Source organism: Enterobacter cloacae complex sp. 2022EL-00788 (assembly GCF_026627565.1).
GTDB lineage: Bacteria > Pseudomonadota > Gammaproteobacteria > Enterobacterales > Enterobacteriaceae > Enterobacter > Enterobacter pasteurii.
In genome coordinates, this window is record NZ_JAPNMC010000021.1 from 23971 (window position 1) to 46894 (window position 22924).

Genomic DNA, 22924 nt, shown 5'->3' on the forward strand with positions numbered 1-22924 from the left:
CAAACCCGCAAGATAAAACAACAAATCCGACCACACCTCCCGATTTGCACCAGGACGGTGCTGGCGTTATGGTGACTGCCTTTCATCATAAGCCCGACAGATCACCTGCTATGACGTTTTCACTTTTCGGCGACAAATTTACCCGCCATTCAGGCATTACCCGCCTGATGGAGGACCTCAACGACGGGCTGCGCACGCCAGGCGCCATCATGCTCGGCGGCGGAAACCCGGCTCAGATTCCTGAGATGAATACTTACTTCCAGACGCTGCTGGCAGACATGCTGGAAAACGGTAAAGCGACCGATGCGCTGTGCAACTACGACGGCCCGCAGGGCAAAACAGAACTGCTGACGGTGCTGGCGGCGATGCTGCGGGAAGAGCTGGGTTGGGATATTGAACCACAGAATATTGCGCTAACAAACGGCAGCCAGAGCGCGTTTTTCTACTTGTTTAATCTGTTCGCCGGACGCCGCGCCGACGGCACCACGAAAAAAGTGCTGTTCCCGCTGGCGCCGGAGTATATCGGCTACGCCGATTCCGGCCTCGAAGAAGACCTGTTTGTCTCCGCGCGCCCGAACATTGAGCTGTTACCGGAAGGCCAGTTCAAATACCACGTCGATTTTGAACATCTGCATATCGGCGAAGAGACGGGCATGATCTGCGTGTCGCGTCCTACCAACCCGACGGGCAACGTGATCACCGACGAGGAGCTGATGAAGCTGGATGCGCTGGCGAATCAGCACGGTATTCCGCTGGTCATCGACAACGCCTATGGCGTCCCGTTCCCGGGAATTATCTTCAGCGACGCGCGCCCGCTCTGGAACCCGAACATCATCCTCTGCATGAGCCTTTCCAAACTGGGCCTGCCGGGCAGCCGCTGCGGCATTATTATCGCGAACGAAAAGATCATCACCGCCATTACCAACATGAACGGCATTATCAGCCTGTCTCCTGGCGGGATCGGCCCGGCGATGATGTGCGAAATGATCAAGCGTAACGACCTGCTGCGCCTGTCGAATGAGGTGATTAAGCCGTTTTACTCTCAGCGCGTTCAGGAAACCATCGCTATCCTGCGCCGCTATTTACCGGAAGAGCGCTGCCTGATCCACAAACCGGAAGGGGCGATTTTCCTGTGGCTGTGGTTTAAAGATCTGCCTATTACGACGGAACTGCTCTATCAGCGCCTGAAAAAGCGTGGCGTGCTGATGGTGCCGGGGGATTACTTCTTCCCCGGGCTGGATAAGCCGTGGCCGCACACGCATCAGTGCATGCGCATGAACTACGTCCCGGACCCGGAAAAAATTGAAGCGGGCGTGAAAATTCTCGCCGAAGAGATTGAAAACGCCTGGCGCGAGGCCGGTTAATCAGACCTCAGGCCAGATTACGCAGCCGTTCAGCGCGTAATCTGGCAGGGTCGACGCAGCTCAACGCGCGGGTAGGACAGGCTTCAACGCAGGCGGGCCCGCCCTCGCGATGCGCGCATAAATCACATTTCAGCGCCCGAGCGCGTTCCGCCACGTACCGAACCTGCATCGCTCCGAACGGGCACGCCACCATACAGCTTTTACAGCCGATACAGCGCGCCTGATCCACCAGCCAGGCTCCCGCGGTGCGGCGGATAGCCCCCGTCGGGCAGACATTAGCGCAGGGCGCATCTTCACACTGATGGCAGCCCACGGCCGTAGTGAAGGTGCCACCCTTAACTACCCTGATGCGGGACGTCAATGCATCTGGCGCAGCAGCATCCTGGTGCGACATCATGCAAGCCACTTCACAGGTGCGGCACCCGATGCATTTTTCAGGATCCGCCAGGATAAATCGGTTCATCAGTTACGCCTCGCGTGCAGTAAAACCCGGTTCTGCGCACATCATACAAAACGTCTGAGCCAGCGAAGGTGTTATGGGTCAAAGAGGAGGCGCTCAGCCGGAATTAATATGTTCCTTACAGTACCGTCGTTTCCAGACGGCGGGGGTTAAGCCGGTATGCTTCGAGAAGATTTGCCGAAAATAGCCCACGTCATTAAAGCCGCAGCGGGCTGCCACCTCGGTTAACGAGGCCGCATCGTTCAGCAACAGCTTTTCCGCCGCCCTGACGCGCTGGCGATGTATTGCCTCCGTCAGCGTTAAATGGAATGTCCGGCGAAATACGCGCCCCAGATAATCCGCATTGCAGTGCAGCGCTTTTGCCAGCTGCGAGGTAGACATAGGCAAATGAAATTGCGTGCGGATAAGCTGCCTGGCCTTCCACGCCATTGCCGCTCCCGCGTCATCCGCGTTGTCTTCATATCCCGGCGAGAGCGATATTTGCTGCAAAATTAACAGCAAAATCATCTCCAGCGCCTGACTGCGATGTAATTTTTCCTGCTCGCTTAAAAACTGACGAAATAACGCTATGACATAATCGGGATCGCGCACGTGACAGTGTTGTTCTATCGCCAGCGGCGCCGCGTTCGGCAATGCGGGAAATCGTTCATCCACCTCAAAGTGCAGCCAGTAAAATTTCAGATCCTCGGGAAAATCCTCCACGCCCACGTGCCGTCGCTGCGGCCAGAGCAATAAACTCTCTCCGGCGTTAACCTGAAACTGCGTATTCTCCTCCTGGATCGTTAATGTCCCTTTTTCGACAAAAATAATCTCCCAGGAGGTTAATTTCCGGGCAGGATGACGCCCCACGCCCCGGGATATAAATAACCCGCCATTTTGTACCTTAATCGGAAGCGCTATGGATAAATTAAGCATGGATATTCATTTTTCCGCTTTTATGAGGGTGAATATTGCCTTTATTCCTTGATTATTAATAAATATCAGCTTAACGGCTCGATCAAACTCACACTTTTATCATAAGGTCGGAATCGTCACCTTTTTATACTTTTCCCTTCCCTTGTTGGTCTGCCCGTTGGATGCAGAATAAATGGGGTACCTACAAATACGATAAAAATCGTTAACGAGGAGTTACCCCATGACTTCCACACCGATTACAGACGCAGAAGTTGCCAAACAGACGGTCGATGACCGGCTGTCAGTCCGCGAAAAAATTGGCTACGGCCTGGGCGACGCGGGCGGAACGGTAATTACCTGCCTGATCATGAATTTTCTGACCTTTTTCTATACCGATGTTTTCGGCCTGACTCCCGCGCTCGTCGGCACGCTGTTCATTGCCCTGCGGGTATTCGACGCTATTTCCGATCCGGTGATGGGCGTGATTGCTGACCGCACCCAGAGCCGCTGGGGACGTTTTCGCCCCTGGCAGCTGTGGGTTGCGTTGCCCATCGGGATCGTCGGCGTACTGACCTTCACCGTTCCGGAAGCCAGCATGGGGGTGAAAATTGCCTGGGCGTTCGGCACCTATTTACTGCTGTCTGTAGGCTATACCGCCATCAACGTGCCGTACTGCGCCCTGATCAACACCATGACCACTCGCCATAACGAGGTGATCTCCTGCCAGTCATGGCGTTTTGTGCTGTGCGGCGTGGCGGGGTTTCTGGTCTCCGTTGGTCTGCCGTGGCTGGTGGCGGAGCTTGGTCAGGGCAATGCCGCTCGGGGCTATCAGCTGGGTGTTGGCGTGCTGTGCGCCATCGCCGTGGTGATGTTCCTGTGCTGCTTCTGCTGGGTGCGCGAGCGCGTCCCGCTGGCGCTGATGGGTAAATTCACGCTGCGCGAGCACCTGGCGGGCCTGCGTAAGAACGATCAGCTGCTGCTGATGCTGGTAATGTCGTTCCTGCTGATTAACGTCTTCAATATTCGAGGCGGCGGGTATATGTACTTCATTACCTACGTTCTCCAGGGCAGTACGGCGTATACCTCGCTGTTTTTCACCATGGTGACGTTTGCCGCCATTCTGGGCGCGGTGATCGTTAACCCGCTGTCGCGCCGTATTGATACCGTCAAACTCTACTACCGCACCAACCTTGTGCTCGCCGCACTTGCGGCAGGTATGTGGTTCCTGCCGGGTGGTCCGGCGCACCAGACGCTCTGGCTGATCGTCATCTTAAGCAACGGCGTGATCCTGGGCTTCACCCTGCCGCTGCACTTCTCGCTAATGGCCTTTGCGGACGACTACGGCGAATGGAAAACCGGCGTGCGCTCATCGGGAATGAACTTCGCCTTCAACCTGTTTTTCATCAAGCTCGCGTGGGCATCCAGCGCCGGGATCATCAGCCTGGTTTTCATCGCCGTGGCCTATCAGCCAGGCACCGGCAACCAGACGCCAGCCTCACTGCAGGGCATAACCGCCATGGAGACGCTGCTCCCTGCCCTTTTCCACCTGCTGCTGGCGTTCGCTATCCGTCGGTGCAGGCTTAACAATCCCATGATGTCGCGCATTGCTACCGACCTGCGCCAGCGTCATGTACCGTCCTGAGGAGAACGATATGTCCATAATGGAAGCCGACCTGCACAAGCTGAAAATCAACGACCCGTTTCTTGGTCAGTATCAACGCCTGGTTCGCGATGTGGTGATCCCCTACCAGTGGGATGCGCTGAACGACCGGGTGGCGGAGGCCGAGCCCAGCCACGCCATCACCAACTTCCGCATAGCGGCCGGTCTGGAACAGGGAGAGTTCTACGGAATGGTATTTCAGGACAGCGACGTGGCGAAATGGCTGGAAGCCGTGGCGTGGTCGCTGTGCCAGAAGCCCGACGCAGAGCTGGAAAAAACCGCCGACGAGGTAATTAAACTGGTCGCGGCGGCACAGTGTGAAGATGGCTACCTCAACACCTACTTTACGGTGAAAGCCCCCGAAGCGCGCTGGACCAATCTGGCCGAATGCCATGAACTGTATTGCGCCGGACATATGATTGAGGCGGGCGTGGCCTGGTTTCAGGGAACCGGTAAGCGCGACCTGCTGGACGTGGCGTGCAGGCTGGCGGACCATATCGACAGCGTGTTTGGCCCTGGTGACAGCCAGCTGCACGGCTATCCGGGCCATCCGGAAATCGAGCTGGCGCTGATGCGGCTGTACGACGTCACGCAGGAATCTCGTTACCTCAGTCTGGTGAAATATTTTATTGAGGAACGCGGCGCGCAGCCTCACTTCTACGATATCGAATACGAGAAGCGCGGCAGAACGTCGTACTGGAACACCTATGGACCGGCGTGGATGGTTAACGACAAAGCCTATAGCCAGGCGCATCAGCCGCTTGCGGAACAACAAACGGCCATCGGCCACGCCGTGCGTTTTGTCTATCTGATGGCGGGCATGGCGCACCTGGCGCGCCTGAGCAACGACGAGGATAAACGCCAGGACTGCCTGCGGCTGTGGAACAATATGGCCCAGCGCCAGCTGTACATTACCGGCGGCATCGGCTCGCAAAGCAGCGGCGAGGCGTTCAGCAGCGATTACGATCTGCCCAACGATACGGTGTACGCGGAAAGCTGCGCCTCCATTGGCCTGATGATGTTTGCCCGGCGGATGCTGGAAATGGAGGCAGACAGCCGGTACGCCGACGTCATGGAGCGCGCGCTATACAATACGGTGCTGGGTGGAATGGCGCTGGACGGGAAGCATTTCTTTTACGTGAATCCGCTGGAAGTGCACCCGAAGACGCTGGCGTTTAACCATATCTATGACCACGTAAAACCGGTGCGCCAGCGCTGGTTCGGCTGCGCCTGCTGTCCGCCAAATATCGCCCGCGTGCTGACCTCGCTGGGACACTATATCTATACCGTTCGCCCGGATGCGCTGTTGATCAACCTGTACGTGGGGAACGACGTCGCCATACCGGTTGGGGATAAGACCCTGCAGCTGCGAATTAGCGGTAACTATCCGTGGCAGGAACAGGTCAAAATCGAGATAACGTCGCCTGTTCCGGTCACCCACACGCTGGCCCTGAGGCTCCCGGACTGGTGCGCGCAACCGGCCGTTTCGCTGAACGGAGAAGCCCTTTCAGGCGAGGTATCCCGCGGTTACGTTTACCTCAACCGACGCTGGCAGGAAGGCGACACGCTGACCCTGACGTTACCCATGCCGGTTCGCCGCGTGTATGGCAACCCGCATGTGCGCCAGCAGGCGGGGAAGGTCGCCATTCAGCGCGGGCCGCTGGTGTACTGCCTTGAGGAAGCCGATAACGGCGCCGGTCTGCACCATCTTTCTCTGCCTTCGGACAGCGAGTTCCGGGTGTTTGAAGGGAAAGGCATTTTCGCGCACAAGATAGTGATACAGGCAGAAGGGAGCGGTTACCACGCGAAGGACACCGACGCGCTATGGCAATACGACCGCTCACCGGTACAACGTCAGCCCCAGACGTTGACCTTTATACCCTGGTTTAGCTGGGCAAACCGGGGAGAAGGAGAAATGCGCATATGGGTTAATGAAGGCTGAACAGCTGCGGCATGTTGCCCTCACCCTCTCTCACGGGAGAAGGAGTAGGCCAGCTCAGGCCGTTCACGGACGGCCTGAGCCGGAAGTTTAAAACAGCCCCAGCGGTTTATCGGAGTAGCTTACCAGCAGGCATTTGGTCTGCTGGTAATGTTCCAGCATCATCTTATGGGTTTCTCGTCCGATGCCCGACTGCTTGTACCCGCCAAACGCCGCGTGAGCCGGATAGGCGTGGTAGCAGTTGGTCCATACGCGTCCGGCCTGAATACCGCGCCCCATCTTATAGGCCAGATTACCGTTACGGCTCCAGACGCCCGCCCCCAGGCCGTACTGCGTGTCGTTGGCGATCTCCAGCGCCTCCTCCATCGTTTTGAAGGTGGTTACGGCCAGCACCGGCCCAAAAATTTCCTCCTGGAAAACACGCATGTTGTTTTTACCGAACAGGATGGTCGGCTCAAGGTAGTAGCCCTCCTGTAAATCGCCGCCCAGCATCTTGCGGCGGCCGCCGGTCAGAACGTCGGCGCCCTCATTCTTACCAATATCGATGTAGTTGAGGATGGTTTCCAGCTGGCCATGCGATACCTGCGCCCCCATTTGGGTGACGTTATCGAGCGGGTTACCGCTGCGAATCGACTCCACGCGCCTGATTGCCCGCTCCATAAAGCGCTCATAAATGGACTCCTGCACCAGCGCGCGGCTCGGGCAGGTACAGACTTCACCCTGGTTAAAGGCAAACAGCGCAAACCCTTCCAGCGCCTTGTCGAAGAAGGCATCTTCTTCATCCATCACGTCGGCAAAGAAGATGTTTGGCGATTTCCCGCCCAGCTCCAGCGTGACCGGAATGATGTTTTGCGTCGCGTACTGCATGATCTGCTGGCCCACTTCCGTCGAGCCGGTGAACGCCACTTTGGCGATACGTTTTGAGGTTGCCAGATACTCGCCAATCTCTCCCCCGGCCCCGTTGACCACGTTGATGACTCCCGGCGGCAACAGGTCTCCAATCACCTCCATCAGCAGCAGCACCGAAAGCGGCGTTAAGCGTGCGGGCTTCAGCACAACGCAGTTCCCCGCCGCCAGCGCCGGGGCCATCTTCCAGCTCGCCATCAGCAGCGGGAAATTCCAGGGAATGATTTGCCCCACCACGCCGAGCGGCTCGTGGAAGTGATACGCCACGGTGTCGCTGTCCACCTCGCTGATCCCGCCCTCCTGGGCGCGAATGCAGGACGCAAAATAGCGGAAATGGTCAATCGCCAGCGGGACGTCCGCCGCCATGGTTTCCCGGATCGGCTTACCGTTGTCCCACGTTTCCGCGGTCGCCAGCAGCTCCAGATTCTGCTCCATGCGATCGGCGATTTTGAACAATATGGCCGCCCTGTCCTGAACGGAGGTGTGCGCCCATTTATCTTTCACCTTATGCGCCGCGTCCAGCGCCAGATCGATATCCCGCCTGCCCGAGCTGGCAATTTCACACAGCGGCTGGCCGGTGACGGGCGTCAGGTTGGAATAGTATTCACCGTCGACGGGTGCCACCCAGTCGCCGCCGATAAAGTTGTCATAGCGGGGCTTGAGCTTAAGGGGAAAACCATACTCGCCAGGCTGGATGCGCGATGAGGGAGGATTGTTTGTCATGTCCGTCTCCTTGCTGTTGGTGTACAACAAGGGTAGTTCCGGCAGGTGATTTTCTCGCCAGTCGGTAACGGGTTTACGAGCCGTATCACGGATTACCGTACTTTACGTTCCGTTTCTGCCACCGGAGCCATACTTAATAGCTCAAGGGCTCATGAGGAACGATGCAATGCAGCTATTTATCGGCTTTGACGTGGGTGGAACCCATATCAAACACGGCGTAATTAACGAAAACGGCGAAGAACTGACATCCGATGAATATGATACGCCTGACGATGAAAGCACCTTCAAACAGAAGTGGAAGGCCGTGGTGGATGAGTACAGCCGGGAACATGACATCGTCGGAATCGGCGTAAGCTTTCCAGGGCATATCAATCACCACACCGGCGAAGCGGCTAAGGCCGGGGCGCTGGATTACCTTGACGGGGAAAACCTGTGCGAACTGTTCGCGGAGCTGACCGATCTCCCTGTGACAATCGAAAACGACGCCAACTGCGCGGCGCTGGGCGAGCGCTGGCAGGGCGCGGGTAAAGACTATGAGCATTTCGTCTGCATCACCATCGGTACCGGCATCGGCGGCGGTATCGTCATGGAGGGCGATCTCTACCGCGGGTCGCACTACCGGGCGGGTGAGTTTGGCGTGCTGCCCGTGGGCAATGAGGGCGAGCCGATGCATGAAGTGGCGTCTGCCAGCGGCCTGATGAAAGCCTGCCGCCGCGCGCTGGCCGTGTCGGAGGACGAAATGCCTGACGGTGAGGAGCTGTTTAAGCGCATGGACAGCGACGTGCACCTGCGCGAGGCCATTGAAGAGTGGGCGCACTGTCTTTCGCGCGGCGTTTACAGCGTGATCTCCATGTTCGATCCGCAGGCGGTGCTGATTGGCGGCGGCATTAGCGAGCAGGAGAAAATCTATCTCCTGCTGGACAAATATCTACAGCGATTCGAGGAGTGGGAAGCGCTCCGGGTGCCCATCCTCCCCTGCGAGCTGGGTAACCAGGCGGGAAGGCTGGGCGCGGTCTGGCTGGCTAAACAGAAGCAGGCGCGCAGCGCTTAGCGCTTACGGGAACAGCTGCGCGTCGCGTAACACATGGTCATTGCCCCGGCGACGCGTAAACCCGATGCGGTTGAAGTACTCCAGGATTTGAATCGCCAGCTTGCGCCCCACGTTCAGCCGATCGCGGAAATCGGCGGCGCAGGTTGATCCGCGCTCCCGATCCAGCTCCCGGATCAGGTTCGCGAACGCCACGATCCGATCGTTGCGGTAATAACGATCTTTCACGATCGCCACAATCATGCCCTGCTGCGCCGCATGGCGCAGCACCTGACGCATCAGCTGTTCATCGGTACCGGTTTCACGCGCCAGATCGCGCACCCACCAGGGTTCATCGCCAAACAGCGCCGCCACTTTCTGCCAGACCACTTCCTGGTCGGCGGTAAAACCGGCCTTGTGATCGGGCAGGTGCAGCCAGCCGTGGTGGCTTGCGATCGCCCCGCTGGCGCGCATGTTTTCAATCAGCAGCAGCACCAGCGCGTCGTCTTCCATCGGCAACGCCATGCGCCGCAGACGTTCACGGCCCGGGCCTGGCTCATCCTGATGCTGTTCGTGGTAGGTCGCCAGCGTGCTCAGCACTTTGCGCTGCCAGCCTGCCGCCACCGGCGCATTCAGCAGGCTGTTACCGGCCTGAATAAAGCCGGGCTCCTGCGTCAGGAGGCGCAGCCCTTCGCCGCTGAGCTGGCGCGCCCAGGCGAACGCGGTCAGATCCACCGCACCGCGCTCAAGATGGGCATCTAACGCGGATTTATCATCATGGGCCCTGGCCAGCGCGGCCAGCCACTGTAAATACTCGGGCTTACGCTTGCCGCGACGGGGCGGATTCAGCATCACCACGCGGGCGCCCGCCAGGGTTTCGCGGGCGGAGATGTCGCGCAGAACCAGGCGGTCGTTATCAGCAAGCCAGAGCGGGGAATCGAACACCAGCTCGGCGAGATCGTTTTCCAGCAGCGACACGCGGCCGGTGATATGGCTGGCCGCGTGGTGGATGTGCAGCGGCTGCCACTGGGCCAGCGGCGTGTGGGTCTGAAGAGAGACGATTACACGCTCAGACGGCTCTGGCGGGGCGTCAGACATCAGCCAGTCGCCGCGGCTGAGCTGCTCTTTCTCCGCATCACCCGCAATGTTCAGGGCGATACGCTGCCCGGCGTGGGCCCGCTCTACCGGCTGGTTTTGCGCATGAAGCCCGCGCACGCGCATGGGTTTATTAATGCCCGTCAGCCACAGGGTATCGCCCACGTTAACTTCCCCGCTCAGCGCGGTGCCGGTTACCACCAGCCCCGCCCCCTTAACGGTAAACGCCCTGTCGATGGCCAGGCGGAAGCGGTGATGGCCGGCATGCTCACGAGACGGGATCTGCTGCAAATGGTCGCGTAGGGCGTCGATACCGCGCCCTTCTGTCGCCACGGTGACAAAAAGCGCAGCATCCATAAAACCATATTCGCGTAGCGCCGCCTGCACCTCAGCGCGTACCTCGTCGATACGCGCGTCGTCCACGCGGTCCGCTTTGGTGAGGGCTACGGTTAACTGCGGGTTTCCCGTCAGCTGGAGGATCGCCAGATGCTCGCGCGTTTGCGCCATCACGCCGTCGTCGCACGCGACCACCAGCAGAGCGTGATCGATACCGCCCACGCCCGCGAGCATATTGGAAAGAAACTTTTCGTGGCCGGGCACGTCAATAAAGCCCAGCACGCGGCCATCGGGCTGCGGCCAGTAGGCATAGCCCAGGTCAATGGTCATGCCGCGCTTTTTCTCTTCCGGCAGACGATCGGCATTTACGCCCGTAATCGCCTGCAGTAACGTGGTTTTGCCGTGGTCAACGTGACCGGCGGTGGCAATAATCATTTCAACATCATCTCCAGAAACCGCACTTCATCTTCAAGACAGCGTAAATCCAGCCACAGGCGACCATCACCGATACGGCCAATGACCGGCGTCGGTAAGGCGCGCCAGCGCGCCGACAGCGCCTCAAGCTGGCTTCCGCGCCCGTCGCGCGGGGTGAACGTCAGCGCTTCGCTCGGCAGCCGGTCCACGGGCAGCGAGCCGCTGCCAATTTGCGAAAGGCAGGGTTCACTCCGCACCTCAAACTCAGGGTAATGCGGGGCAACCTGCGGCAGCAGCCTTTGCGCCTGCGCGCGAATGGAAGCCGCATCACGGCTTAACAACCGCAGCGTGGGCAGGCGGTCAGCCAGTTTTTCCGGATGCAGATAGAGCCGCAGCGTCGCTTCCAGCGCGGCCAGCGTCATTTTATCGGCACGCAGGGCGCGCTTCAGCGGGTGCTGCTGTAGCTGCGCGATCAGCTCGCGCTTGCCGACAATAATTCCCGCCTGCGGCCCGCCCAGCAGCTTGTCGCCGGAGAAACTGACCAGGCTCACGCCGGCGGCGATCGCCTCCTGCACCATTGGCTCTTTCGGCAAACCGTACTGGCGCATATCCACCAGCGAACCGCTGCCCAGATCGGCTATGACCGGCACGCCGAGCTCGCGCCCGATGGCGGCCAGCCCGGCTTCTTCCACCGTTTTGGTAAACCCTTCGATGTGGTAATTACTGGTATGCACCTTCATCAGCAGCGCGGTGTTCTCATTTACCGCGGCGCGATAATCTTTTGCATGGGTGCGGTTGGTCGTGCCCACCTCATGCAGCGTGCATCCCGCCTGGCGCATCACATCCGGAATACGAAACGCCCCGCCAATTTCGACCAGCTCGCCGCGGGATACTACAACCTCTTTCCCGCTCGCGGTGGCCGCCAGCATCAGCAGCACCGCCGCCGCGTTGTTATTCACAATGCAGGCATCTTCCGCGCCAGTAATCTGGCAGAGAAGATCCGCCAGCGCGCGATCGCGATGCCCGCGCCCGGCGCCGTCCAGATCGTACTCCAGCGTCACCGGCGAGCGCATGGCCTGGGCCACTGCCTCAATGGCGTCTTCCGCCTGCTGTGCCCGGCCGAGATTGGTGTGCAGTACCGTGCCCGTCAGGTTAATAACGGGGCGCAAGGCGCTTTGGGCGTGCTCGCTCAGCCTGCGTTCGACCTCCTGCACCCACCCCGCGCACCAGCCGGGAAGCGCGTTTTCAGCCTGAATATGGCGACGCGCGTCGTCCTGAAGCTGGCGTAGCATGTCGACCGTCGCAGCGTGGCCGAACCGCGCCAGCACCGCGGCAATGTTCGGATCTCGAAGCAGACGATCGGTAGCGGGGATCTGGCTGTAGAGGGAATGATGAGTAGTCATGAATGCGCCTGGCGAGTAAATATCTTCCCCCCTCCCAACGGGAGAGGGAGTTAACATGTGGGGGGATTGTACCGCCTCCCGCCAGGAAGTGTTATAACCCGCGTCAAGCCTTTGGTGGTTCAGTACGGGCAAAACTTTCGCGCTGGAAGAGCGTCTCCGCGAGTTTGACCAGCAGGGGACGATCCACGCACCAGCCGGGGGAGACGCGGCGGAAATTGAGGTAGCCAATGGCGCAGGCGATGGCAATCGTCGCCAGATTCAGGCTATCGCTTTGAATTTTGCCGTCGCGGATCAGCTGTTCGCACATATCGAGGCTGCGGCTGATTTTTTCACGCTGGCGCAGCAGTTCGTTCTCTGACTGCTGTGCGGCAGGCCTTGCCTGCTCGCGCACGGAGGCTAGCGCCGCATCCATAATGCCATCCGCCAGGGCCTCGATTTGCTTCATCGCCAGCGCCGCTTTGGGATCCGCTGGCAGCATGGCTGGCGCAACGCCGAGCAGCTCGACGTACTCCGCAATAATTGGGGAGTCAAACCAGTAGTCGCCCTCGTCCGTTACCAGCGCCGGAACTTTCCCCAGCGGGTTGTACTGCGCAACGCCGTTCTCAGCGCTGTACGGCTGTTCATTCACAAATTCAAATTCGATCCCTTTCTCCAGCAGGAGAATCGAAACTTTACGCACGAAAGGACTGGTATAACTGCCGATGAGTTTCATTGCTTATCCTTAATGCCCACAAAGAGGTCAGTATGGATCAAGCCGGGAAAAAAGGCAGGCAGGCGTATCGCATTCCTGTCCTTAGGTGATACGGGAGAAATCTGCATAAAAATATTTTGTGAATTCAGTCACAACTCGAAAACAAAGCGCCAACCTGGCAATGTGATAATCATCACAAAAAAGCGCCTGTTCTGACTAAATTTCGCGCGATGTATTTTTTTTACACACCTGATATGTGATCACGATCACTTCATTAATATCCTCACCCCCTACATTTACGTGACGACGATCACACAAAATTTCGCTATCTGGACAGTTGAACGATTCAGTGCCAGATTTCACAGCATCAGAACAGGGCCCGGCTACCTCTGCCGCCGCACATTAACGATAAACCTCGGGCCGCAAGCCTAAGCGTAAACATAAGAAGGGGTGTTTTATGTCATCCGATTTCAAGATCAAAGTTCAAAGCTTTGGTCGTTTCCTCAGCAATATGGTGATGCCAAATATCGGCGCGTTTATCGCGTGGGGTATCATCACTGCATTATTCATTCCGACAGGGTGGTTGCCTAACGAAACGCTGGCGAAACTTGTTGGCCCAATGATTACGTATCTGCTGCCGCTGCTCATCGGTTATACCGGTGGTCGTCTGGTGGGCGGTGACCGTGGTGGCGTAGTGGGTGCCATCACCACCATGGGCGTTATCGTCGGTGCGGATATGCCGATGTTCCTCGGTGCGATGATTGCCGGTCCTCTGGGTGGCTGGGCGATTAAGAAATTCGACGTCTGGGTTGATGGCAAAATCAAGTCCGGCTTCGAAATGCTGGTGAACAACTTCTCCGCGGGCATCATCGGGATGATCCTCGCGATTCTGGCGTTCCTCGGCATTGGTCCGGCCGTTGAAGTGCTGTCTAAGCTGCTGGCGGCGGGCGTTAACTTCATGGTGGCGCACGATATGCTGCCGCTGGCGTCTATCTTTGTTGAACCGGCGAAAATCCTGTTCCTGAACAACGCCATCAACCACGGTATCTTCTCGCCGCTGGGTATTCAGCAGTCTCACGATCTCGGCAAGTCCATCTTCTTCCTGATTGAAGCCAACCCGGGTCCGGGCATGGGCGTTCTGCTGGCATATATGTTCTTCGGTCGCGGCAGCGCGAAGCAGTCTGCTGGCGGCGCGGCAATCATCCACTTCCTGGGCGGTATTCACGAAATTTACTTCCCGTACGTGCTGATGAACCCACGCCTGATCCTGGCCGTTATCCTCGGCGGTATGACCGGCGTGTTCACCCTGAGCGTGCTGGGCGGCGGTCTGGTCTCTCCGGCTTCTCCAGGCTCTATCCTGGCGGTGCTGGCGATGACCCCGAAAGGCGCCTACTTCGCCAATATCGTGGCGATCTGTGCGGCCATGGCGGTCTCCTTCGTTGTCTCTGCCATCCTGCTGAAAACCAGCAAAGTGAAAGAAGACGACGATATCGAAGCGGCAACCCGTCGTATGCATGACATGAAGGCGGAATCCAAAGGCGCAACCCCGCTGGCGGCCGGTGATGTCTCTAACGACCTGAGCCACGTGCGTAAAATCATCGTTGCCTGCGATGCCGGTATGGGTTCCAGCGCAATGGGTGCGGGCGTGCTGCGTAAGAAAGTGCAGGATGCGGGTCTGACCAACATCTCCGTTACCAACAGCGCGATTAACAGCCTGCCGCCGGACGTTGACCTGGTCATCACGCACCGCGATCTGACCGAACGCGCCATGCGTCAGGTGCCGCAGGCGCAGCACATTTCCCTGACCAACTTCCTGGACAGCGGCCTGTACTCCAGCCTGACCGAACGTCTGGTGGCGGCGCAGCGCCATGAAGATAACGAAGTGAAGGTGCGTACCAGCCTTCAGGACAGCTTCGACGAGAGCAACGCGCACCTGTTCAGGCTGGGCGCAGAAAACATCTTCCTTGGCCGCACCGCGACCAATAAAGAAGAGGCCATTCGCTTTGCCGGCGAGCAGCTGGTGAAAGGCGGCTACGTTCAGCCTGAATACGTTGACGCCATGCTGGAACGCGAAAAACTGACTCCAACCTACCTGGGTGAATCCATCGCGGTGCCGCACGGTACGGTTGAAGCGAAAGACCGCGTGCTGAAAACCGGCGTGGTGTTCTGCCAGTATCCGGACGGCGTGCGCTTCGGTGAAGAAGAGGACGACATCGCCCGTCTGGTGATTGGTATCGCCGCTCGCAACAACGAGCACATTCAGGTGATTACCAGCCTGACCAACGCCCTGGACGACGAAACCGTCATTGAGCGTCTGGCCAATACCACCAGCGTGGAAGAAGTACTGGCGCTGCTTAACAAATAACAGCGTCTCCTCCCTCTCCCCTCCGGGGAGAGGGCTAGGGTGAGGGGATAACGTTTCTCACCCCAGCCCTCTCGGGTAAAAACATTGATGAAGGTTAACACTATGAAAGCATTACATTTTGGCGCAGGTAATATTGGTCGTGGCTTTATCGGTAAATTGCTGGCAGATGCGGGCATTACCCTGACGTTCGCCGATGTGAATCAGGTGGTTCTGGATGCCCTGAATGCCCGTCATAGCTATCAGGTTCACGTGGTGGGTGAAAACGAACAGGTTGAAACGGTCTCTGGCGTGAACGCGGTCAGCAGCATTGGCGACGACGTGATTGACCTCATCGCGAGCGTCGATCTCGTCACCACGGCCGTGGGTCCGGTGGTGCTTGAGCGTATCGCCCCGGCGATCGCAAAAGGCCTGGCGAAGCGTAAGGCGCAGGGTATCGACTCCCCGCTGAACATCATCGCCTGCGAAAACATGGTGCGCGGCACTACGCAGCTGAAAGGCCATGTACTTGCGGCTGTCGCAGACGAAGACAAAGCCTGGGTTGAAGCGCACGTCGGGTTTGTGGATTCCGCCGTAGACCGCATCGTCCCGCCGTCTGAATCCGCCACTCACGATCCGCTGGAAGTCACCGTGGAAACCTTCAGCGAGTGGATCGTCGATAAAACCCAGTTTAAAGGCGCGCTGCCGAGCATTCCGGGAATGGAATTAACCGATAACCTGATGGCATTTGTCGAACGTAAACTCTTCACGCTGAACACCGGGCATGCTATAACCGCGTACCTCGGGAAATTGGCCGGTCACCAGACTATTCGCGACGCGATCCTCGATGAGAACATCCGTGCGGTGGTCAAAGGGGCAATGGAAGAGAGCGGCGCGGTGCTGATCAAACGCTACGGTTTTGATGCTGACAAACATGCAGCATACATCCAGAAAATCCTCGGTCGTTTTGAAAACCCGTATCTGAAAGATGACGTTGAGCGCGTTGGGCGTCAGCCGCTGCGTAAACTGAGCGCGGGCGATCGCCTGATTAAACCGCTGCTGGGCACGCTGGAGTACGGCCTGCCGCACGCTAACCTGGTGAAGGGCATTGCTGCGGCGATGCACTACCGCAGCGAGCAGGATCCGCAGGCGATTGAGCTGGCCCAGCTGATTGACAGCAAAGGCGCGCAGGCTGCGCTGGCGCAGATCTCCGGTCTGGAAGCCAGCAGCGACGTGGTTGCGGAGGCGGTAAGCGCATATAAAGCAACCAAATGATGCAGAGTCCGGCGCAGGTTAGCCTGCGCCCGAATAACAGATTGTCAGATATGCAGGCAATAATGGAACAAACCCAGGCCTTTGAAAATCGTGTGCTTGAGCGTCTGAATGCTGGCAAAACCGTACGAAGTTTCCTGATTGCCGCCGTCGAGCTGTTAACCGAGGCGGTGAACATTCTGGTGCTTCAGGTGTTTCGCAAAGACGACTACGCGGTAAAGTATGCTGTAGAACCGTTACTGGACGGAGACGGGCCGCTGGGCGATTTGTCGGTACGGCTGAAGCTGATCTATGGTCTTGGCGTGCTGAACCGACAAGAGTATGAAGACGCCGAGCTGCTGATGGCGCTGCGCGAAGAGCTGAATCATGACGGTAATGAATACACCTTTACCGATGACGAGATTCTGGGGCCCTTCGGCGAACTGCACTGTGTATCCGCGCTTCCCCCCGCACCTCAGTTTGATAACAGCGACCCTGAGCTGTACGCGATGCAAAAGCAGCGTTATCAGCAGGTTGTCCGCTCCACCATGGTGCTTTCCCTGACCGAGCTGATTTCTAAAATCAGCTTAAAAAAAGCGTTTCAGAAGTAAGCCCGCACACATTGGTGTATCCTTCCCTGTAAATCCCCCGTTTTCAGAGTTATTTGTCATGAAAGAAGTCGAAAAGAACGAAATTAAACGCCTGAGCGACCGCCTGGATCTGATCCGCCACCAGATGGCCGACCTCTCTCTGGTCGATGCCGCCGAGAAGTATGCCGAGCTGGAAAAAGAGTCCGTGAAGCTGGAAGCGGAAATCGAGCGCCTGCGCGAAGTGAAAGGCCAGAAGCTGAGCAAAGAAGCGCAGAAGCTGATGAACATGCCGCACCGCCGCGCGATCACCAAAAAAGAGCAGGCCGACATGGGCAAGCTGAAGAAAAGCGTCCGTGGCCTGGTGGTGGTGCACCCGATGACCGAGCTTGGCCGCGAAATGGGCCTGAAAGAGATGACGGGTTTTAGTAAAACCGCATTCTGATCCCGCTTCCCCTGCCGCTGCGGCAGGGGAAAACTCAGTTGTAAATCAGGTTAAACGTGGCCATCGCATCCGCTTTTCCCGCCGTCACGTTCTCTTCGGTCTGAATATAATGCGCATCAAACCAGAAGGTCTGCGTCTGGTTATCGCCCACCTGTCCAAGCGCCGATACCTGCGGGGTGTTCCACGGCACCACCTGCCCCTGAACCGCACCGGTATTGTCGCCGTAAAGCAGTTCGATTCCGACGCCGCTGGCGCTGTCCTGCTGCTTCGTTAACGCCAGCGCCCGATCGTTGCCCGGCGCGGTATCGCCGAAGAAGCCCATCTTCACCGTCGTGTTATTTTCACAGGTCACCGGAATGCTGAAGCGTCCGCCCCCGGCGCGGGAGCCTGTGCCGTGAAATTCACGCTGGCTTACGGTTCCCATCGGTACCAGAATGCTGCGGGATCCAACGGAACAGCTGGTATGCCTGACCGTGAAGCTGGCGAGACGGATCTGCACCGGCGTCGCGACGTTAGTCGCGCTGGCTTTGTTTTCTCCCGCCTGCAAAACCAGCGATCCGACGTTTTGCTCCTGGGAGTTGGCGTTATCGTCAGGCATGGGGCTGGTCGTCGGGATTTTGTAAAACACCACCCAGAACTGCAATTTATACGTTGGGGCGCTGGCAAAGGCAGGGTTCTGTGAGGCGTCGCAGATACGCCGGGACTCGTTGCCGTCTACCGGGCTGGTGCCGTCAATATACCGCACGGCATCCGCACCACAGTACTGCTGCTCGCGGAACCCGAGCGCGTAGCCGATGCCGTCAATCTGGGTTTTGTAGACGTGACGCGGCGCACCGTCTTCCCCCATCACGGTGCCGACGGGTTTATACAGCTCGACAAATCCGATACTACGCCAGGGGTCACTACCGCCATCGCAGCTGTAGAAATCCGCCCCGGTAGACTGTATCGGCGCGGAAACCGGCGTCCAGTCCGCGGTGCCGGGAGCATATCCAATGGCGTAAGGTACCTGGACAACCCACTGATCGCGCGTGGTGCGGCAGGGTGAGGCCTGAGCGTGCGCATGAAAACTCAGCATGCCAAAAAGAGAAAGCAGACTGAGATAGAAAACCCATTGAATAAAGTGACGCATGATATTCCTCTAGTGGCACTCAAGAGACAGCGTAGCGATGCCGGGGGCCATATGAGCCGCCCCCAGCCTGAACGGCGTCTGGCACTGACGCGGCTCCCCGTCTTCATACCAGGTTACGCGCAGCGTGCCGCGCTCCGGTACTCCGCTCAGGTAAGCCTGGCCGCCGTCAGCCACCATGCTTCGGTTGGCTGAACGGCGGTTTTGCTCCACCACCTCTGCCTGCGCGCCAAACGGCAATGGCTCGCCGTGGTATCGCAGGGAGAACAGCACGCGATAGCCAATGTGCGTTGCGTAATTGGCCAGCACCACCGCGCCGCTGGTGGGAACGAGCGTCAGCCCGCTCTGCTCAACGTCGACGTTTTCGCCAAGCGTCGCCGTATCAAGGTTGACGGTATTCTTACGATAGGCCGAAAGCGCGGGCATGACCGCGTAGCCGCGGCTGTCGGTATGGATGCCGCTGTAGCCCTCCGGCTCCACGTTCGCCGCGCCCGGCACGCGCAGGAGGGCGACGCTATCGCCCAGCGGCTGGCTGAGCGTGACGCCATACCGGGTGGCGATAACGCCTCCGGCGAGGCCGAGACTGGCATTATCGCCGTTTCGGCTGCGGTCGTAACCGAGGCTTACGTTGCCGTAGCCGCCGTTGTATTGCAGCGCCAGGCTGGTGCTGTCGGCTTGTCCCCCGCTGGCTTTACTCTGCTGAACGCTGTAGTTGAGGTTGCGGTTCGCCAGCGCGCTGCCGTTGAGTGATACCTGCTGCGTGGACATCCCACGGTTATTTTTATTGATGAAGTAGCTGACCGAACTGCCCGGCAGCCAGTTACCGAGCGGGACGTTGATGTTAAACGACACGGTGCGATCGGGATGTTGCTCACGCGCTGAGTCGGTGTAGTCATACCCTGCTCCCCATGAAATGCCCCGCCAGCTGGTGTACCAGCCAAGGTGTATGGTTTTGTCCTGCCCGGAGGTGTGCCAGTAATCCTGCATCCACGCCGAAACGCTAAGGCTGCCGAACTGCCCCAGCGTCTGTGAGAAGGTTATTTGCGAGCGGCTACGGCGGTTATTGAGCCGTAGCTGCTGGCTGTCAGACTGATTCAGCTCGCTAAACTCATAAAAGTTGCGCGAGGCATAGCGATAGCTCGCCAGGTTGAAGGCGGTGCCGGTGGTATTAAAATCCTTCTGATACTGAACGCGCCACGCCTGCCCCATTACGCTTTTGCCGTCAGGTAAACGGCTTTTTGCCAGCGTATCGTCAACGCCCAGCGAGCCGAACGCGCCAAACCCTCTGCCCACGCCAATGGCGCCGGCCTGGTAGTTATTCGCGGTACGAAAGCCGCCGTACACCGTCATACTGGAGAACAGGCCGTAGAAAAAAGCGCCTTCAACAAAGTCCGGCGACCGGGCATCGCTGGCGCCGGAGTGAAAGCGTCCGGCATTGAGGCTGTATTTCAGGCTGCCCTGGCGGCGCATAAACGGCACCGCAGAATAAGGCTGGATAAATACGCGTTTCGAGCCGTCGCTTTCGGTGATGGTCACCTGCAAATCGCCGCTTTGCGCGCCGGGGAACAGATCGTTAATAACAAACGGCCCGGCGGCAACCCAGGTTTCATAAATCACATAGCCATTTTGCGAAACGGAAACCCTGGCATAGCTGTGCGCGACGCCGCGGATTGTCGGCGCGAAGCCGCGCTGGCTGTCGGGTAACATGCTCTCGCTGGACGAGAGCTGAACCCCGCGAAACGCCACGCTATCGAAAAGATCGCCGGCAGTCCAGGCATCGCCGATCCGCAGCTGGCTGTTCAGGCTGCGGATATCCCTGCTCAGCCAGTTGCTTTGTGACTGAAAACGATTTCCGCCCGCGTTGCTGTAGCTCCAGGCCGACGTATTACGCAGACGCCACGGTCCCAGGTTTACGCCGTTACGCAGGCTGAGGTAGCTTGACGTCGTGTCGCCGTTTTGATGATGGGCCTGTCCGCCCGTGAAGCTGTAATCAACAAATGCCGCCGGAATACCGTCATCCCACTGCGAGGGGGGCACATAGCCACGGCTGCGATGCTTCATCGCCGCCTGCGGCAGGCTGATAAACAGGCGCTGCTGGTTAAAATCATAGGAGGTTCGCGCCGCCGGGATAAAATCGGCGATATGCGTGAAGGTTTCTCCCTCGTGCAACCGGGAAAGCGCCGGGATCGCCCCCACATTCACCCCGAGCGCCTCCAGCAGCGACACGCTAAGCACGGGCTGCAGGCTGCCTTTCTCATTGACGAAGGTAAGCTCCTGATGCCGTTCCTCGCGTCCGTTAACCTCAATCGTTACGAGCCACGTGCCGGGCATCTGCCCGCCCTTTTCGGAGAAATAGTGCAGATCCGCCGTTTTCTGTTCGGCAGAGGAGAGCTCCAGCGCGGCGGGATCGAAATAATCCTCGGCCCATCCTGTGCGGCTGAAGCTGAGCAGCAGCACCGACAGTGGCGCATAACGAAACAGGCGAGAAGGCATGGTTTAAAGAGGCTGCGACCGGGTAGCGGTAATCGCGCCAAAATCATTAATAGCCGACCAGGTAACGCTGCCAGAGGCTGTCACAGGCCATTCGCGGGTTTCGCCTGGGCCGATCATGCCCGGTTGCTCAATTTTATGCCCCGAGACGCTGAGGCGATAAAAAGAGACGTAGTACGGCGTCGGGTTGGTGGCCTTAAGCCCTTTTGGCGTATGTGAAAACCTCACCTTTTGCCAGGCCGTTGCGGCATCGCCTTTCAGATTTTCAGGGCGGTAGAAAATTTTAAATTTCGATTTAACGTTAATTTGTAATTCGTTGCTGCTCTCTTTTGGCTTTGGCGCAATGGCTTTAATATCGAGCCAAAATACGGATTCGCGATCTGCGGGCAGCGGCGCGCCGGTATATTGAATACGCAGCGTATTGGTCTGATCCGGATCAAGCCTGAACAGCGGCGGCGTGACGATAAATGGCGCGGCGTGGTTTTTCCCTTCGGCGTCATTCTCAACCCACGACTGAATCAGATAGGGAACTGCACTTTCCATATTAGAAACAGAAAATGCCACCTCCTTGCTGTTTTGCGGGTATACGATCCGTGTCCCGCCCATTACTACGCCTGCGGAAACTGACGCAGAGCTAACCATTAATGCAGTGAGCATAATATACGATAAACGTTTCATCTCTATTATCTCTGGAGGTGGCTGAAAAAAATCAGTTATAAACCATCAGGAAGTTGGACACGGCGTTGACATCACCCGCCTGGATTTGCGCTCCATCTTTGTCCAGTGCGGCATAGAACGTTAATTCTGCATTGCCTTTTTCATCTGGTGCGGCGGTTTTTGAAACCGTGCCCGGCTTAATAGCCGTGCTGCGGTCGCTGTTATAAAGCTTCACCCCGACGCCCGTCGCCATGCCCGTGCCAGGCGTAACCTGCAACAGCGAGTCATCTTCCGCATCTTTATTTCCGTCAAACAGCACCGCAACGGATTCAACCGTTTCCGGGCATTTTTCGACGTTGATTTTGAACTCACGCGGCGTCGTTTCGACGTGCTCATCGAAGTAGCTCTTCGCCCACGCCCCAAGGTCTACGGTTTTGTTTTTTGACGCTGGAGTAATATCACATGAAATAAGGGTTATCTTACCGGTGAAGTTGATTACCCCGCCTGTGCCCTGCGTACCTGCGCCTGTATCCAGGTTAGCAGTAACATCTGAACCATTGCTTGCCAGCACCGCCTGAGAAGATAACAGAACCCCCGCCGCGGCAAATGCCAGCGCCACATTTTTGATTTTCATTTGAAAGTAAAACCCTCTGTAAATAAAACAGATATAGATTTGTCGTACCTGATCGAATAATCGCTATAAGAACTTAGAAACGTCACCAAAGGGTACTAATAGAGTTGGTGATGCGACCTCTTAGTAAAGCATGGGGTCCATCCCGATGTGATAATCCATATATTTTCCTTAAGCCATAAATGTATATCCCACAGGAGAGAAATACCTTAGGCAGAAAATAACAATGAATACTTTAAGGTTAAAAAGGAATTTATTTTCTTCCGTAACGCAGCATCGACATAAATAGTAAATCAAATACCTAATAACGTCTACGTATCGAAAAGGGTGCAGCATGTTTTATAAACATTTTGGAATTAACAGCAATGTAACAATTTTTACCTGTTTTGCTTACCCACAAAACTATTCCCGCCCTTCTAGTTCCGTTATGAAATTAAAAAAACAGTTGACTGATCAATGTTTGATCAATTTTTTTCAGATCATT

Annotated in this window: 18 protein-coding genes; 8 read left to right on the plus strand and 10 right to left on the minus strand. The window is 57.5% G+C overall.

The window, feature by feature from the left end:
• The first annotated feature begins 110 nt into the window (after positions 1–110).
• The gene (gene avtA, locus OWK27_RS22555; protein ID WP_148422487.1) at positions 111–1364 is read left to right on the plus strand and encodes a valine--pyruvate transaminase; all 1254 of its coding nucleotides are present in this window, start codon (positions 111–113) and stop codon (positions 1362–1364) included.
• Between the two features lie 7 nt (positions 1365–1371).
• On the opposite strand, the gene OWK27_RS22560 is transcribed toward avtA, so the two are convergent.
• Both OWK27_RS22560 and OWK27_RS22565 read right to left on the minus strand, forming a co-directional pair.
• Positions 1372–1827: a 4Fe-4S dicluster domain-containing protein gene (locus OWK27_RS22560; protein ID WP_148422486.1), complete on the minus strand. Its 456-nt coding sequence runs from the start codon at positions 1825–1827 to the stop codon at positions 1372–1374.
• A 93-nt stretch (positions 1828–1920) separates the two neighbouring features.
• Positions 1921–2739, minus strand: a complete 819-nt coding sequence (locus tag OWK27_RS22565; protein WP_267591269.1) for a helix-turn-helix domain-containing protein — start codon at positions 2737–2739, stop codon at positions 1921–1923.
• Between the two features lie 220 nt (positions 2740–2959).
• Between OWK27_RS22565 and OWK27_RS22570 the strand changes: the two genes are divergently transcribed.
• Together OWK27_RS22570 and OWK27_RS22575 are read left to right on the plus strand one after the other, a co-directional pair.
• Complete coding sequence (locus tag OWK27_RS22570) at positions 2960–4360, plus strand: MFS transporter (protein WP_176609222.1); 1401 nt, start codon at positions 2960–2962, stop codon at positions 4358–4360.
• Positions 4361–4370: 10 nt separating this feature from the next.
• Entirely contained in the window at positions 4371–6320 is a 1950-nt protein-coding gene (locus OWK27_RS22575; RefSeq protein WP_267591270.1) for a glycoside hydrolase family 127 protein, read from the plus strand.
• A gap of 87 nt (positions 6321–6407) precedes the next feature.
• On the opposite strand, the gene aldB is transcribed toward OWK27_RS22575, so the two are convergent.
• Positions 6408–7946, minus strand: a complete 1539-nt coding sequence (gene aldB / locus OWK27_RS22580) for an aldehyde dehydrogenase AldB (protein ID WP_176609220.1) — start codon at positions 7944–7946, stop codon at positions 6408–6410.
• A 166-nt stretch (positions 7947–8112) separates the two neighbouring features.
• Here aldB and OWK27_RS22585 point away from each other — a divergent pair, with 166 nt between their 5' ends.
• Positions 8113–8997, plus strand: coding sequence for an ROK family protein (locus tag OWK27_RS22585; RefSeq protein WP_176609219.1), 885 nt, complete (start codon positions 8113–8115; stop codon positions 8995–8997).
• Between the two features lie 3 nt (positions 8998–9000).
• On the opposite strand, the gene selB is transcribed toward OWK27_RS22585, so the two are convergent.
• The 3 genes from selB to OWK27_RS22600 all read right to left on the minus strand — a co-directional run bounded on the left by selB (position 9001) and on the right by OWK27_RS22600 (position 12933).
• A complete protein-coding gene (gene selB, locus OWK27_RS22590; protein ID WP_267591271.1) occupies positions 9001–10839 on the minus strand; it encodes a selenocysteine-specific translation elongation factor in 1839 nt (612 codons plus the stop codon).
• The gene (gene selA, locus OWK27_RS22595) at positions 10836–12221 is read right to left on the minus strand and encodes an L-seryl-tRNA(Sec) selenium transferase (RefSeq protein WP_267591272.1); all 1386 of its coding nucleotides are present in this window, start codon (positions 12219–12221) and stop codon (positions 10836–10838) included. The genes selB and selA overlap by 4 nt, the downstream gene beginning before the upstream one ends.
• A 103-nt stretch (positions 12222–12324) precedes the next feature.
• Positions 12325–12933, minus strand: coding sequence for a glutathione S-transferase (locus OWK27_RS22600; RefSeq protein WP_267591273.1), 609 nt, complete (start codon positions 12931–12933; stop codon positions 12325–12327).
• Positions 12934–13369: 436 nt separating this feature from the next.
• Here OWK27_RS22600 and OWK27_RS22605 point away from each other — a divergent pair, with 436 nt between their 5' ends.
• The 4 genes from OWK27_RS22605 to OWK27_RS22620 all read left to right on the plus strand — a co-directional run bounded on the left by OWK27_RS22605 (position 13370) and on the right by OWK27_RS22620 (position 17536).
• The gene (locus tag OWK27_RS22605; protein WP_267591274.1) at positions 13370–15277 is read left to right on the plus strand and encodes a PTS mannitol transporter subunit IICBA; all 1908 of its coding nucleotides are present in this window, start codon (positions 13370–13372) and stop codon (positions 15275–15277) included.
• A 102-nt stretch (positions 15278–15379) separates the two neighbouring features.
• Entirely contained in the window at positions 15380–16528 is a 1149-nt protein-coding gene (gene mtlD, locus OWK27_RS22610) for a mannitol-1-phosphate 5-dehydrogenase (RefSeq protein ID WP_267591275.1), read from the plus strand.
• Positions 16525–17115, plus strand: a complete 591-nt coding sequence (gene mtlR / locus OWK27_RS22615) for a mannitol operon repressor MtlR (protein WP_148422477.1) — start codon at positions 16525–16527, stop codon at positions 17113–17115. The genes mtlD and mtlR overlap by 4 nt, the downstream gene beginning before the upstream one ends.
• A gap of 58 nt (positions 17116–17173) precedes the next feature.
• Entirely contained in the window at positions 17174–17536 is a 363-nt protein-coding gene (locus tag OWK27_RS22620; RefSeq protein ID WP_148422476.1) for a YibL family ribosome-associated protein, read from the plus strand.
• A gap of 34 nt (positions 17537–17570) precedes the next feature.
• Here OWK27_RS22620 and OWK27_RS22625 read toward each other — a convergent pair whose 3' ends face one another.
• Genes OWK27_RS22625 through OWK27_RS22640 form a run of 4 tightly spaced genes read right to left on the minus strand, consistent with a single transcriptional unit; the run spans position 17571 to position 22443 of the window.
• Complete coding sequence (locus tag OWK27_RS22625; RefSeq protein WP_267591276.1) at positions 17571–18665, minus strand: fimbrial protein; 1095 nt, start codon at positions 18663–18665, stop codon at positions 17571–17573.
• Between the two features lie 9 nt (positions 18666–18674).
• Complete coding sequence (locus OWK27_RS22630) at positions 18675–21155, minus strand: fimbria/pilus outer membrane usher protein (protein WP_267591277.1); 2481 nt, start codon at positions 21153–21155, stop codon at positions 18675–18677.
• A 3-nt stretch (positions 21156–21158) separates the two neighbouring features.
• Positions 21159–21830, minus strand: coding sequence for a molecular chaperone (locus tag OWK27_RS22635; RefSeq protein WP_176609214.1), 672 nt, complete (start codon positions 21828–21830; stop codon positions 21159–21161).
• A 31-nt stretch (positions 21831–21861) separates the two neighbouring features.
• Entirely contained in the window at positions 21862–22443 is a 582-nt protein-coding gene (locus OWK27_RS22640) for a fimbrial protein (RefSeq protein ID WP_267591278.1), read from the minus strand.
• Positions 22444–22924: the final 481 nt, after the last annotated feature.

Excerpts from the sequence above, each read along its gene's own strand:
- aldB (WP_176609220.1), bottom strand. The coding sequence starts at position 7,946 with ATGACAAACAATCCTCCCTCATCGCGCATCCAGCCTGGCGAGTATGGT.
- avtA (WP_148422487.1), top strand. The coding sequence starts at position 111 with ATGACGTTTTCACTTTTCGGCGACAAATTTACCCGCCATTCAGGCATT.
- selB (WP_267591271.1), bottom strand. The coding sequence starts at position 10,839 with ATGATTATTGCCACCGCCGGTCACGTTGACCACGGCAAAACCACGTTA.
- mtlD (WP_267591275.1), top strand. The coding sequence starts at position 15,380 with ATGAAAGCATTACATTTTGGCGCAGGTAATATTGGTCGTGGCTTTATC.
- OWK27_RS22625 (WP_267591276.1), bottom strand. The coding sequence starts at position 18,665 with ATGCGTCACTTTATTCAATGGGTTTTCTATCTCAGTCTGCTTTCTCTT.
- OWK27_RS22565 (WP_267591269.1), bottom strand. The coding sequence starts at position 2,739 with ATGCTTAATTTATCCATAGCGCTTCCGATTAAGGTACAAAATGGCGGG.
- OWK27_RS22635 (WP_176609214.1), bottom strand. The coding sequence starts at position 21,830 with ATGAAACGTTTATCGTATATTATGCTCACTGCATTAATGGTTAGCTCT.
- selA (WP_267591272.1), bottom strand. The coding sequence starts at position 12,221 with ATGACTACTCATCATTCCCTCTACAGCCAGATCCCCGCTACCGATCGT.
- OWK27_RS22585 (WP_176609219.1), top strand. The coding sequence starts at position 8,113 with ATGCAGCTATTTATCGGCTTTGACGTGGGTGGAACCCATATCAAACAC.
- OWK27_RS22620 (WP_148422476.1), top strand. The coding sequence starts at position 17,174 with ATGAAAGAAGTCGAAAAGAACGAAATTAAACGCCTGAGCGACCGCCTG.
- OWK27_RS22600 (WP_267591273.1), bottom strand. The coding sequence starts at position 12,933 with ATGAAACTCATCGGCAGTTATACCAGTCCTTTCGTGCGTAAAGTTTCG.
- OWK27_RS22575 (WP_267591270.1), top strand. The coding sequence starts at position 4,371 with ATGTCCATAATGGAAGCCGACCTGCACAAGCTGAAAATCAACGACCCG.
- OWK27_RS22630 (WP_267591277.1), bottom strand. The coding sequence starts at position 21,155 with ATGCCTTCTCGCCTGTTTCGTTATGCGCCACTGTCGGTGCTGCTGCTC.
- OWK27_RS22640 (WP_267591278.1), bottom strand. The coding sequence starts at position 22,443 with ATGAAAATCAAAAATGTGGCGCTGGCATTTGCCGCGGCGGGGGTTCTG.
- mtlR (WP_148422477.1), top strand. The coding sequence starts at position 16,525 with ATGATGCAGAGTCCGGCGCAGGTTAGCCTGCGCCCGAATAACAGATTG.
- OWK27_RS22560 (WP_148422486.1), bottom strand. The coding sequence starts at position 1,827 with ATGAACCGATTTATCCTGGCGGATCCTGAAAAATGCATCGGGTGCCGC.
- OWK27_RS22570 (WP_176609222.1), top strand. The coding sequence starts at position 2,960 with ATGACTTCCACACCGATTACAGACGCAGAAGTTGCCAAACAGACGGTC.
- OWK27_RS22605 (WP_267591274.1), top strand. The coding sequence starts at position 13,370 with ATGTCATCCGATTTCAAGATCAAAGTTCAAAGCTTTGGTCGTTTCCTC.